At 33.4% G+C, this 13454-nt stretch carries 12 protein-coding genes; 5 read left to right on the top strand and 7 right to left on the bottom strand.

Annotated features, from left to right (window positions below; translation table 11 throughout):
• The first annotated feature begins 1 nt into the window (after position 1).
• The 5 genes from Q1B05_RS05890 to moaA all read left to right on the top strand — a co-directional run bounded on the left by Q1B05_RS05890 (position 2) and on the right by moaA (position 3272).
• Positions 2 to 586, top strand: a complete 585-nt coding sequence (locus tag Q1B05_RS05890; protein ID WP_299778588.1) for a bifunctional precorrin-2 dehydrogenase/sirohydrochlorin ferrochelatase — start codon at positions 2 to 4, stop codon at positions 584 to 586.
• Between the two features lie 3 nt (positions 587 to 589).
• Positions 590 to 826, top strand: a complete 237-nt coding sequence (locus Q1B05_RS05885; RefSeq protein WP_299778586.1) for a MoaD/ThiS family protein — start codon at positions 590 to 592, stop codon at positions 824 to 826.
• A 92-nt stretch (positions 827 to 918) separates the two neighbouring features.
• Positions 919 to 1356, top strand: a complete 438-nt coding sequence (locus Q1B05_RS05880; protein ID WP_299778584.1) for a molybdenum cofactor biosynthesis protein MoaE — start codon at positions 919 to 921, stop codon at positions 1354 to 1356.
• Between the two features lies 1 nt (position 1357).
• Positions 1358 to 2263 (top strand): bifunctional molybdenum cofactor biosynthesis protein MoaC/MoaB, encoded by a 906-nt coding sequence (gene moaCB, locus Q1B05_RS05875; protein WP_299778582.1) that lies wholly within the window; start codon positions 1358 to 1360, stop codon positions 2261 to 2263.
• 1 nt (position 2264) lies between these two features.
• Complete coding sequence (gene moaA, locus Q1B05_RS05870) at positions 2265 to 3272, top strand: GTP 3',8-cyclase MoaA (protein ID WP_299778580.1); 1008 nt, start codon at positions 2265 to 2267, stop codon at positions 3270 to 3272.
• On the opposite strand, the gene Q1B05_RS05865 is transcribed toward moaA, so the two are convergent.
• From Q1B05_RS05865 to nirD, 7 genes are all read right to left on the bottom strand, one after another.
• Positions 3269 to 4717: a rubredoxin gene (locus Q1B05_RS05865; RefSeq protein ID WP_299778578.1), complete on the bottom strand. Its 1449-nt coding sequence runs from the start codon at positions 4715 to 4717 to the stop codon at positions 3269 to 3271. The two genes, moaA and Q1B05_RS05865, sit on opposite strands and share 4 nt — an antisense overlap.
• Positions 4714 to 8238 carry a nitrate reductase gene (locus tag Q1B05_RS05860; RefSeq protein ID WP_299778576.1) on the bottom strand — a complete coding sequence of 1175 codons (3525 nt, stop codon included), beginning with the start codon at positions 8236 to 8238 and terminating at the stop codon, positions 4714 to 4716. The genes Q1B05_RS05865 and Q1B05_RS05860 overlap by 4 nt, the downstream gene beginning before the upstream one ends.
• Before the next feature lie 80 nt (positions 8239 to 8318).
• A complete protein-coding gene (locus Q1B05_RS05855) occupies positions 8319 to 9734 on the bottom strand; it encodes an MFS transporter (RefSeq protein WP_299778574.1) in 1416 nt (471 codons plus the stop codon).
• 176 nt (positions 9735 to 9910) lie between these two features.
• The gene (locus Q1B05_RS05850; RefSeq protein ID WP_299778572.1) at positions 9911 to 10564 is read right to left on the bottom strand and encodes a response regulator transcription factor; all 654 of its coding nucleotides are present in this window, start codon (positions 10562 to 10564) and stop codon (positions 9911 to 9913) included.
• A 61-nt stretch (positions 10565 to 10625) separates the two neighbouring features.
• Complete coding sequence (locus Q1B05_RS05845) at positions 10626 to 12437, bottom strand: type IV pili methyl-accepting chemotaxis transducer N-terminal domain-containing protein (protein WP_299778570.1); 1812 nt, start codon at positions 12435 to 12437, stop codon at positions 10626 to 10628.
• Positions 12438 to 12454: 17 nt separating this feature from the next.
• Positions 12455 to 13036 (bottom strand): DUF4202 domain-containing protein, encoded by a 582-nt coding sequence (locus tag Q1B05_RS05840; RefSeq protein ID WP_299778568.1) that lies wholly within the window; start codon positions 13034 to 13036, stop codon positions 12455 to 12457.
• 29 nt (positions 13037 to 13065) lie between these two features.
• Positions 13066 to 13443, bottom strand: coding sequence for a nitrite reductase small subunit NirD (gene nirD / locus Q1B05_RS05835; protein ID WP_299778566.1), 378 nt, complete (start codon positions 13441 to 13443; stop codon positions 13066 to 13068).
• Positions 13444 to 13454 lie beyond the last annotated feature (11 nt).

Below are 13454 nucleotides of genomic sequence, written 5' to 3'. Positions count from 1 at the left end.
CATGGAACGTAACGAATTATACCCTATATTTTTAAAAGTAAATCAACTAGACGTCCTTATTGTTGGTGGCGGAAATGTTGGCTTAGAGAAATTAAGTTTCTTATTAAAATCGAGTCCGAATGCAAATGTAGACGTAATATCTATAGATTTTTTAGACGAATTAAAAACCTTGGCAGATCAGCATCCTCAGGTTAATTTAATTCAGAAAGCCTATGATATTTCAGATTTAGAAAAACGGCATTTTGTAATTGGTTGTACAGACAATTTAGATGTTAATCTTCAAATTAATAAAGAAGCAAAAGCAAAACACTTACTTGTAAATATTGCAGACACACCAAACCAATGCGACTTCTATTTAGGAGGAGTTGTCACTAAAGGTCATGTAAAAATAGCCATTTCAACTAACGGTAAATCGCCAACAACAGCCAAACGATTACGTCAGCTTTTTGAGGAAATTATTCCTGAAAATATCACCGAATTGGTATCCAATTTAAACCTGTATAGAAAAACGTTAAAAGGCGATTTTCAGAATAAAGTGGATGAAATGAACAAAATCACAGAAGGATTAGTCTCTAAAAAAGAATAAAACATGATTACAATAAAATATTTTGGCATGCTTGCAGAGCACACCCAATGTAGTGAAGAGCAAATGGATTTTAAACCATTAACACTTTCAGAATTGGTTCAAGATTTAAAAGTGAAATATCAGCTTAACTCGGCATCTTTTCATGTGGCATTAAACCATAAATTAATTCAGGATTCTGAGGACATTACGCTTCAGTTACAAGATGAAATTGCCTTATTACCTCCTTTTTCAGGCGGATAAAATTAAATGACGCATAATGAGGTGCCAAAACACATTCAGCATGACGTTTGATTAACTATTTTAATACTTAATTATTTATAAAAGTAAAACTCATGAAAAAGAAAACTGTATTTATTGAAGGTGCCATTTCGCCTAGCTTTATTTCAGATTCTATAGCAAAGCACCAAAGTAAACATACTATTGGCGGACACAATATTTTCTTAGGTCAAGTGCGTGCAGACGAGGTTGAAGGCAAAACTGTAGCTGCAATAGATTTTACAGCTTACGAAGATATGGCATTAGAACAAATTGCAGAAATTCGCGAAAAAGCATTTAAAACCTTCAATTTAACGTGCATGCATATTTATCACAGTTTAGGAAAAATTAAAGCTGGAGAGATTTGTTTTTTTGTATTTGTATCGGCTAAACACAGTAAAGAAGTATATGCCGCGACAGAATATTTAGTAAATATTATAAAAAATAAAGTACCCATTTTTGGAAAAGAAATCTTTGAAGACAACACCCACCAATGGAAAACTAATATAAAATAAGATGGTAGACATTACCCACAAAATAAAAACATTACGCACCGCAACAGCTACAGCTATTGTAAAAGTAAGCAAGCCTGAAACGATTGAAGCTATTCAGAATAATTTAGTTCCAAAAGGGAATGTTTTCGAAATGGCTAAAACTGCTGGCCTTTTTGCTGTAAAAAATACGCATACCGTTATTCCGGATTGCCACCCCTTGCCTATCGAATTCACTTCAATAGCATATAACATTGAAGGTTTAGAGATTCATATTATTTTCAACGTAAAGACAATCTACAAAACAGGTGTTGAAGTAGAAGCTATGCATGGCGCTTCCGTTGTAGCATTAACCATGTACGACATGTTGAAACCCATAGACAAACATATTGAAATAGGAACCATTAAATTAGTTGAGAAAAAAGGCGGAAAAAGCAGCTTTAAGAACACACAAATCTCGACTTTAAAGGCGAGTGTTATCGTATGTTCAGACTCCATTTCTGATGGTAAAAAAGAAGATTTTGCTGGAAAAGCAATTATCGAGAAACTAGAAACTAACGCCGTCACTATTCAGAATTACGATATCATTCCAGATGAGATTGAATTGATTAGAGGTAAAGCTATTGAACTCTCTGAAACCAATAACCTCATCATTTTTACAGGCGGAACAGGTTTATCATATCGCGATGTTACACCCGAAGCTTTAGAACCTATTTTAGAACGCCGTATTCCAGGTATTGAAGAAGCCATTAGAAGTTATGGTCAAGACCGCATGCCTTACGCTATGCTATCGCGCAGTGTAGCAGGAACAATTGGAAACTGCCTTGTTTTGGCTTTGCCAGGCTCTACAAATGGTGCAAAAGAATCTATGGATGCTGTGTTCCCTCACGTACTTCATGTGTTTAAAATATTAAGAGGCCAGCAACATTAAAATGATAAGCGAAACCAACATATTAACCGACGATTTTGGACGTAAGCATTCGTATTTACGTATTTCTTTAACAGAAAAGTGCAATTTACGCTGTACGTATTGTATGCCCGAAAATGGCGTACCGTTAACACCTAAAGCTCATATTATGTCTGCAGATGAAATTTTTAAAATTGCATCTATTTTTGTAAAACATGGCGTAACTAAAATTAGGTTAACAGGAGGCGAACCCTTAGTAAGAAAAGATTTTTCTAAAATACTAGAGCAACTTTCAACCTTAAACACAAAACTATCTATCACTACAAATGCGGTTATAGCAGACCGGTTTATTGATGATTTTAAAACATTTGGATTACAAGACATCAATGTAAGTTTAGACAGTTTACAAGCAGATAAATTCACATTTATCACCCGAAGAAATCAGTTTAAAGCCGCGTACGACAATATTATTATGTTATTAGAACAAGGTTTCAATGTGAAAATGAATGTGGTTTTAATAAAAGGGTTTAATGAAGATGAAATTATTGATTTTATTAAATTCACAAAACACCTCCCAATAGCTGTTCGCTTTATAGAATTCATGCCTTTTGATGGTAATAATTGGAATAAGGAGAAGCTTGTTACTCAAGCTGAGATTTTAGAACAAACGTATTCTTATTTCGATAAAGATGATGTAATTTCACTTGAGAATGAAACGAATTTCACCTCTAGAAATTATAAAATAAAAGGCTACAAAGGTGCATTTGGAATTATCAGTTCTGTAAGTAATCCGTTTTGCGACAGTTGTAACCGCATTCGATTAACGGCTAACGGAAATATAAAAAATTGTTTATTTTCTAATCAAGAGACCAACTTATTAACCGCATATAGACAAGGTAAAAATATAGAACCGCTTATCTCTAATTTAATTCATAAAAAGTTTGCTGTACGCGCAGGGATGACAGATTTCGAAACACTAAACAATCCAGAATATCACACCAACAATCGTAGTATGATTACCATTGGTGGCTAATCTTGACTAATATGGCGTTTGTGTATTTTCTTTATGAAATTAGATTTTGGAGCTTCGCAAAGTGAGCACACATAAGTTTCTGGTAATTCTGAAAACGGTGTATTCGGAACAATGTGTTGTGTTTCATCGCCGTAAGCCTCATTATAAATAGTCAGACAATCTTTACATTGATACACCTCAACATCTTCACTCTCATTATCTGCTTTAGCCAATTTTTCTTCGTCACGTTCGGTTCCTAATTGTTCAAAATACAACTGACTTAACTCCATAAGCAATCCAGGTAATTCTACCTGATCTATATCTTGTACATGTGTGATATATTCTCTAGAATTGGGATCGAAATTCTTAGCATACAATAAATTATAAGTTTCTCTAATTTTAAAATCAGACAAGCCTTTTGGCTGTTCATTCTTTTCGATAACTATAGAGGTAAAATAATATGCTTTTTTAGTATATTCTGTAATTGCAAATGTTAAGCCGTAGGTACTAATATCGTTTTGGTCAAAATTACTCACCAAGTACTTCTTCAATTTTAAAGCATCTTCGTTAGCAACTGGCAAGTGCCAATTTAACTCTAACATCGAGTGTCTTACATTAATTCCGAATTTACCTAGGAATTTTTCCCAAATTAGTTTGGTTTCATTTGGTATATCCTTTACAATAAACGATTTCCATGGTGTGATAGAAATCTTTCCAATTTTACAATCGGAACACAAATCGCACATCGCCTTTAAAAAAGCTAAATCGTAATTATTATTCCGCCAATATAATCCCAACCAATACTTATCGTTTCCAATTCTATTCATCCCTTCATAATACGGAAACGGATAAAATGGAATTTGTAAAGGCTTATCTATAGTTCTGTTATTTGTATCGATGGCATCGTTTACTAAATCGAAAATCATCTCTACACTTTCTGGTTCTTCTTGTAAAAGTCCTTCAATTGTAGTCTGAATTTTAGCCATATCCCAACTATAAATTAATGCAGGATATACTTCTGTTGTTTCCCATTCTGGCAAACGCACATACAAATACCAATAGTCTTCATGATCTGATGCAATAAAGTTTAAATGCCCAGTAAACAATGGCACCAAGCGCTGCTTAGGATCTGTAATATTTATTTTTAATTGTGGATTTTCTCTAAATTGTTCTAAGACGTACAAATATTTCTCACCTGTTAACCAAGACGTGCTTGAAAAAATCCCAGCACTTACATAAGACGACACAATATTTACAGAACCTTCGCCATGAGCAGGTACTACTTGAAGATTATCTATAGTTTCTAAGGCTTTAGCATCTACTTTTTCTGAAAGCAATATATCTTGTCGAGATCCGAAAGAAATGGTATCTAACCCCAAACCTTCTGCGGTTAAACAAATCGATTTTAACTCTCCTGGCGATAATACACCTCCCTTTACAACTAATCTAGATAACGCTTTCATCATGCTAAAACTTTATGGTTATTTAATATCTCCCGCACTTCTGTTTTACAACTACCACAACCTAATCCTGCACCTGTTTGATTACACAACTCTGTGAAATTTGTACAGCCATTATTTATTGCTTCTGTTATATTTCCTTCGCCAACTTGACTACAAGAACACACTAATTTACCAACTATAGGTTTATCATTAGATGCGCCTCGCAACAATTTATCTCGTTTATCAGACAATTCTACTTTACTTTCAATAAGAGTTTTAAATTCTGCAAATTCATTCTTATCGCCCATTAAAACTGCCCCCACTAACAAATCGTCTTTTACTATACATTTTTTATAATAACGTTTAGACATGTCCATAAAAATAATTTCCTCGTAACTATTATCATGTTCTGGCACCGATATATTCCCTAAGCTACATAAATCTAAATCGCTAAATTTTAGAATATTCATGGATACCGATCCTTTATATATACTGCTAATATCTCCTGCTAAATAATTTGCTAGAATTGCTGCTTGTTCTTCTGCAGCAGACGTAATTCCTAAAATATTATTATTAAATTCGGCGATTTCACCTATAGCAAAAATACTTGAATCTGAAGATTGCAAATGATGATTCACTTTTATCCCTCGTCCACAAGCGACACCACTAGATTTTGCAATTTCGATATTTGGCCGCGTACCAATGGCATATACTATTGCATTAGATTTAAATGTTTTTCCACTTTTTAAGGTAATATTCAGGGCGTTTTTGGTTTTATCATCATCAAAAACGGTGCTTACTTCATTAGAAAAGTAAATCTGAATTCCCAATTCCTGTACATGCTTTGCTAATAATTTACAGGAAATAGGATCTAATTGGCGTTCCATTAAATTAGATGCTCTTTGAATAATTGTTGTATTTACATTTCTATGTTTTAATGCCGCTGCAAGTTCTAAACCTAAAAGTCCACCGCCAACAATAGTTACATGCTGATCTTCTGCTTTTAAATTTGTGCCATCTAAATATGACTTAAAACGATCTGCATCGTCTTTTGAACGCAATGTAAAACGACCTGGTAAATTTAACTGCACATCATTAGGCACAAAAGAACGACTTCCTGTAGCCATAATTAATTTATCGTAAGCATGATAATTTCCATGATTATCGGTTGCTAGTTTATTATCCCGATCTATTTCTACAATATAGGTGTCTGAAAACAACTCAATTTGAAGTTTTTTCAGTTCCTTTTCTTTAATTTTAAGGAGTTGCTCCCAAGTTAATTCTTCGGTAACATATTCGGGAAGTAAAACACGATTGTAAAATGGATTGCTTTCTTTAGAAAACACAACAATTTGATCGGTTTCACTATGCTCTCTATAATTCTGTATAAACCTAAAAGCAGCTGCACCAGCACCGACTACGATTATTTTTTCTTTTTCTTTTTTATATTTTGAAACAGAAACTCTTGTGTATTTAAAATCCGGTTCTTTAGAGACTGGATCTACAATTGTATGCGTTAAATTATTCGCACGGTTTAAATCACTTTTTAACTGTTTTCCCCAATGCATAGGCAAGAACACCACACCTTTTTTAACTGTATCTGTTACTTTGGCACGCACTCTTACAACACCTTTTGCACTTGTAACCTCTACAACATCTCCATCTTTAATTTTATTAATAAAAGCATCTACTTGACTAATTTCTAAAACAGGAGTAGAATAATGTGTCTTTAAACGCGACACTTTCCCTGTCTTGGTCATGGTGTGCCACTGGTCGCGCACACGACCTGTAGTTAAAATTAAAGGAAAGGTCTCGTTTGGCAGATCGGATGTATTAGCAATAAAATCCGGCACATTAAACATCGCTTTTTGCGACGGTGTATAGAATTTTTTATCTTGAAACAATCTTGGTGTACCTCCTTTTTGTGCTTCGGAAACAGGCCATTGAAATGTGCCTTCCGTTTTTAATCTATCGTAATTTAATTGTGAAACATCGATATTCGAGCCTTTTGTCATCTCGCAATATTCCTGATAAATTTCGGCTGTAGAATTGTAATTAAAACCATTAAATCCCATTTTCTGTGCAAACTCACATAGAATTTCCACATCAGGTTTGGCTTCTCCTGGAGCATCAATACCTTTAGGTAAATATGAAATACGACGTTCTGAATTTGTCATTGTTCCTTCTTTCTCTAACCAAGCCGCAGCAGGTAAAACTAAATCTGCATGCTCTAAAGTATCTGAACGGTTTGAAATATCCTGAACCACAACAAATTTTGCTTGCTTCAATGCTCTTTCTACTTGATGCGCGTTTGGCATACTTACCATTGGATTTGTACAAACTACCCAAACAGCTTTCATTTTACCCGATTCTAAAGCATCAAACATTTCTGTTGCAGTATATCCTGCTTTATCAGAAATCTTATCTACGTTCCAAAAATCGGCAACTTCTTGTCTATGTTTTTCATTAAATAAATCTTTATGAACCGCCAATAAATTAGCCATCCCTCCTACTTCTCGACCTCCCATGGCATTAGGTTGTCCTGTTAAAGAAAACGGCCCCGATCCAGGTTTCCCGACCTGACCAGTAATTAAAGATAAATTTATAAGTGCATAATTTTTATGAGTCCCAATGGCACTTTGATTTAGTCCCATAGCCCACATACTAATAAATGCTTTAGAATTTCCAATAATTTGAGCTGCTTTCTTAATTTCATCAACCGTTATACCGCATAAACTTGCCGCTTCTTTTAAAGATGTAGAAAGCACTTGTTTTTTATATTTTTCAAAATTGTCTGTATGATCTTTAATAAAATCTTTATCAATCATACGGCGTTCAATAAGACGTCTACCAATCGCATTATATAAAATTACATCTGTACCAGGTAAGATTTGAAGATGCATATCTGCGAAATTAGCAGAATCTGTTTTTCTAGGATCTACAACTAGAATTTTTACATTCGGATTCTTTTCTTTGTGTTGTTCTATACGTCTAAAAAGTATAGGGTGACACCATGCCGGATTTGCACCGGTTATTAAAAAACAATCGGCTAATTCTATATCTTCATAAGAAATAGGCACAGAATCTTCACCAAATGTTTTTTTATAACCGACAACAGCGGAACTCATACATAGTCTTGAATTAGTATCTATGTTATTTGTTCCTAAAAATCCTTTAGTTAGTTTGTTTGCAATGTAGTATTCTTCGGTTAAGCACTGTCCAGACACATAAAACCCCACACTGTCTGGACCATATTTTTGTATAATAGATTTAAAAACCTTAGCAGCACGATCTAAAGCTGTATCCCAACTTACACGTTCTAAAGGATGAGATTTGCTCCATCTCATTTGCGGATATAATAACCTATCGGAAACATCGTTTGCTACATAATGTAAATTCATTCCTTTAGAACACAACATCCCTTTGTTTACCGGATGATCCTTATCGCCTTCTACATAAACTTTATTATGTTCATCTTTCTTTATGATTATACCACAGCCTACACCACAGTATGAACACGTTGTTTTAATTTCTTGTTGAGGCATATTAAGGAGTTATATTTTGTCTATTCTTCTAAAAGTAATGAAACGTTTTATTCTGAAACTTTATTTTTAAAGTATTTTTTTTAAATGGATTGTGTTACCATCTCAGCCTCTATATCGTCTTCAATTTCTTTTTCAATAATCTCATCTGCAACTGCTGAAAATTTAATAGCTAAAACACCTATGGCTACAAACATTACGGTAAACCCGATTAATAAGAAACCACCAGAAACAGCCTCCGATGCTGCTGCTGATTGTGCTGCTTTAACAACATCTTCCCCCAGACCTTCGGTTGCTACAATAGCAGCTTTTTCTGCTACAGCCGATTTAGATTTTAATAAAATAGCGGCTAAAAAAGCACCTACATTTCCTCCTGCTCCAACAATTCCTGATATAGAACCTATTGCTTTTGGATTTACAAAAGGGACTACAGAAAACGTGGCTCCTTCTGCCATTTGTACGGTTAAACTAAACAACACTAATAAAACTATTCCTGCAATTATTCCTGTAGCTGTAGAAAATAAAGCTAACATGATCCCTTCGGCAGCTAATATTACTGCAAGGAATAAAACACGACCTCGTAATCCTTTTAATTTTCCAAATTTATCTCCGAAGAAACCGCCTAGCGTTCTAGCAAAAATATTCATCAAAGCAAACGATAACACAATATTACCAGCAGTGACACGCTCTAATTGAAAGGTGTTTTGAAGATAATCATCCATAGTTCCATAAACCGTTAATTCTATTCCGAAACAGGCTGCGTATACTAAGAACAAAATCCACACTCTATAATCTTTAATAGCTTCTAAAAAGCCAACATCATCTTTTTTAGCAACTGGCATATCTCCAGTAGCTTTTAAATCTTTATAATTTCCTTGTATTGTATCTTGCGTAAAGTTATAATATATAAGTCCCATTAAGAAACAGACAACTCCAGCAACAATCATAGAATAACGCCAAGCTTCAGACTCTGCTGCACCAAATGCAATAACAGCTGCTGCTATTATAGGCATTCCTAATCGGTTAGCTCCTCCTCCTAAATTTCCCCATCCTGCAGAAGTTGCATTAGCTGTTCCAACAATATTTGGAGCAAACATAATAGACGTATGAAATTGAGTAATTACAAACGATGCTCCAATAAAGCCAATAAAAAATCGACATACTAAAAATTGAAGAGGTGTTTGTACAAATCCTAATAAAATAACAGGAATGGCGCCTAACACAAGTAACCAAGAGTAACATAAACGTGGTCCATATTTATCACACAATTTACCAATTAGTAAACGTGCAAATACAGTTCCTGAAACCGCAAGTATAATGGAGTTCCATTTTTGCGAAGGTGTTAACCCTAAATCTTTAACGACATCTGGCATAAATGGTACGATACCAAACCATGCGAAGAAACATAAGAAAAAGGCTATTGATGTAATCCAGAATGTTCGGATTGGAAGACTCTTTACATTTAAAAGGTCTAATTTTGTGGCTTTTGTTGAATTCATAACAATTGAATTTTTACGTTGGTCTGAGCAAATTAAGTATTAATACTTAATTACTACGTATAAAATTACGTATTTTTTCAATTATTACATACTTAATAAAAATTCAACACAAAATTATCAATACCTCAAAAACAATATTTAAAAATCTAAAATACAGTAATATATAAATTACAAAATCAAACTAATTGATACTTAGAAGCTATTTTAGTAAGTTCAATTAAATTTTTAACATCTAGCTTTTTCATCAAATTAAATCTATGAACTTCTGCTGTACGTTTACTCACATCTAAATCTTCAGCAATTTCTTTATTGCTTTTACCATCTAACACTAAAGCTAGGATTTGCTTTTCGCGTTTAGTTAATTTAAAAGTCGCTTCAGGTTTCTCTTTTGCTTCAACATGTTGTCCTCCTGAATTAATCATATTATTAATAATAATAGACGATATATCTCCTGTAAAATACTTTCCTCCAGAAGCTATCATATGTAAAGCCTTCATAAATTCCTCTTTACTAGAGCCTTTTAACAAGTAACCATCGGCACCTGCATTAATAGCATTTAAAACATATTCTTCGGAATCGTGCATAGAAAGCACTAAGGTTTTTATGGTTTTATTTCTCTTTTTTAACTCGGCAACAACTTCAATTCCATTCATTTCTGGCATACGAATATCTACAATAAGAACATCTGGATTAGAAGATTCTACAACTTTTAAAGCTTCTTTACCATCTGAAGCTTCATCTATTACATGAATCCCTTCCTGATCTTCTAATAAAGATTTTATACCGTCGCGAACCAAAACATGATCGTCTGCCAACACTACATTTATCATATACTTATATATTCTAATTAATACGTAGCAAAATAATCAAAAATTAAGTAATAGCACCTAATTAGATTGGGATATTTAGTGTAATTCGTGTTCCTGTTTCTTCTGAAGAATTTAAAAACAGTCGGCCATTTATGTAGTTAATACGCTCTTTCATAAACGTCATGCCCATACCACCAACTCCTGTTTTAATATCTTTTGGACGATTAACATTAAAGCCTTTGCCATCGTCGTCTATATTAATACTTAACATATGTTCGCTATGAGAAATAGAGACTAATATATATGTAGAATCGGCATATTTAATAGCATTATTAATCGCTTCTTGAGTAATGCGATAAATATTAATTTCAACTAAAGAGTCTAGACGTTGGTTAAAGTTTTTACGGTTATAAAGTTCGATGGTCTTACCTGTAAGTTTAGCCAACTCTTGTGTTAATTTTGAGAGTGCGGGCACAATACCATAATCGCTTAATTCTGGTGGTGTTAAATTAAATGTTGCGGCACGAACCCCTTGAATAATATCTGTAGTTAAACTTTTTAAGTTTTCAATTTTTGAAGTTGCCTTTTCTAAATCATTCAGATTTACACTTTCTAAGTTATATTTTAAACCCGTTAACATTTGGCCAATACCATCATGAATATCTTTTGCTATTCGGTTTTGTTCCTGCTCTTGGTTTTCAATAATTTTACTAGAAATAATTTTCTGCTGATTCATTTTTTCCTCGTAACTCTGTTTAGTTAACGATTCTACATCTAGTTGTGCTTGTCTTTTTTCTGTTATATCTGAAGCTATAATTAAAATTTCAGAATTTTCTACTTCAGAATGAATAGGAATTAAATACATTTCCAACCATAATTGTTCTCCAGAACTTTTTACTGCTTTTACTTCGCCTTGCCAACCTAGTTTATGATACGTTTTTAAAACATGTTCGATATATTGCTGATCATTTTTTTCAGTTGAAATTAATTCTGAAAAATTTAAATTGATATTGAATTTAGGTTCCTTAAATAATTTTGAAAATTTATCGCCAATATGAATAATCGATCCATCTGATTTTAATCTAGCAAATAACAATGTTTTATCCATTGCATGATTTAACACACGAAGCTCTTTTACAGATTTTTCATTTTCTTCTCGTAACATGTCTGCTTCATAAGCGGCTTTAATAGCTTTTTCTTCTGAACGCAACAACTTTGCTATAGTTTCTTTAACCATTTTTGCTGTTGGTTTAAAAATAAACAAAAACTCTAAAAACAGTAACGTTAAGGTAAAAATCATTAGAAACAACTCCCAATGACTTAACAGATTTACTTTCTTATTTGCCTCGACATCGTATTGATTAACAATAGTATCCATAATTGTTAAAAACAGATACTCGTTAGAGGTAACTTGTTCTTCAAAAGGCTCTAAAAGAGATACATCTATTTCAGGATGTTGTTCTATGCTTGAAATAATATTCTGAGAAGCTTGGAACATCGCAGAAAAAGGTACTTGAAGATGCGTAAACATCTCAATAATTTTTTCGCTATTTTTTCCGGAAAGTTTTAGACTATCGCTGCCTTGTTGCAAAGCAATATGTGAAGTTTTCCACCTATTTATGGTATTCTTTAAAGTATCTTTTAAAACCAATCGTTGGGACACATTAGTTGTATTTGCTATTAAAAGTACTTCTTTACTCAGCTTCTGACTAAGCATACGTTGCCGACCAGCAACGTTTATTACAGTAGAATCGTCCTGCTGATCTTGCAAAAAATTGCGTACAATAATCTGACTAATAAACACAGAACATGCAATAGCACTTAAAGCAATAATATATAAACGACGTAGCCTATTAAATGTACTATTATCTAACGTACTACTTAAGTCGTTCATTTAAAGATGGATTATATTTAAGACAAAGCTTGTTTAATAACACTTAGACTCTCTGATGAAAAAGGTAAAGTCATCGCTTTTTCATGTGCGGCATCAGACATTTTATTCCACGTTTTTTGGACAATATCTATTATTTTATCTGCTTCGTGTTTCTTTCTAAAATCCTCAAAATAATATTGAAGGAACACCAAACATACTACATCTTCTAAAGTCTGTGAATCTGGATCTTTTTTAAATGCTTTTTTACTAATAATAAATTTAACACGATCAATAAAATCGGTATCATAACCTACAGATTCTAAAATTTCAGCAGTTAAATTAGCATGCATCTTTTTAAGATCGTTACGCCAGTTCATATAACCAGCTTTAGTCATAGGATAATCCTTTCTAGCAATCTCCCACCGACAAATATGTTGTGCACGAACGGCTATTTGCAAGGCTTCAGAGGCTGTTGGCATATGGTTTAACAAGCAATCTGTCATGCGTTGAGAATACAACAATTCTTTAGGCATTGATTTTCCGTTTTCAATTTCACGATTTAAGTCTTGAGCATTTTTTTCATCGATTAATGCTATGGCCTGTTCAAATTTTGTACTCACAATATTATAGTTTTTGATATCTATCAAATCTATTCAGAAAATCCGATATACACAAAGTTGTCTTCTATTTTTACAGGATAAATTGCAATAGGATCTAGATTGCCATTAAGGTTTTCTCCTGTCACTAACGAAAATGTTTTTTTATGTAACGGACACGCTATTTTAGGTGTTCCTTTCTGATCGCCCAACATACCTCTAGACAAAACCATTTCTTGTTTTTCTGGCGATAAATTCTGGCACGCATACCAAGCATTTAGTCGTGAAAAGTTAAAAACAGCAATTTGTAAGTCTTTATATTTTACACATGCTCCACCATCAGTTGGAAATGCTAGAACTGAAGCTGCTTTAAACCACACCTGAACTTCATCGGCTTTTACCGTTTTATATTTTGATAGTACTTCTTCCATAAATGTCTATT

It is taken from the genome of uncultured Formosa sp. (genome assembly GCF_947500765.1).
Taxonomy (GTDB): Bacteria; Bacteroidota; Bacteroidia; order Flavobacteriales; family Flavobacteriaceae; genus Formosa.
Note: the sequence above shows the minus strand (reverse complement) of the source record. Positions and strands in the feature narration are given on the sequence as shown.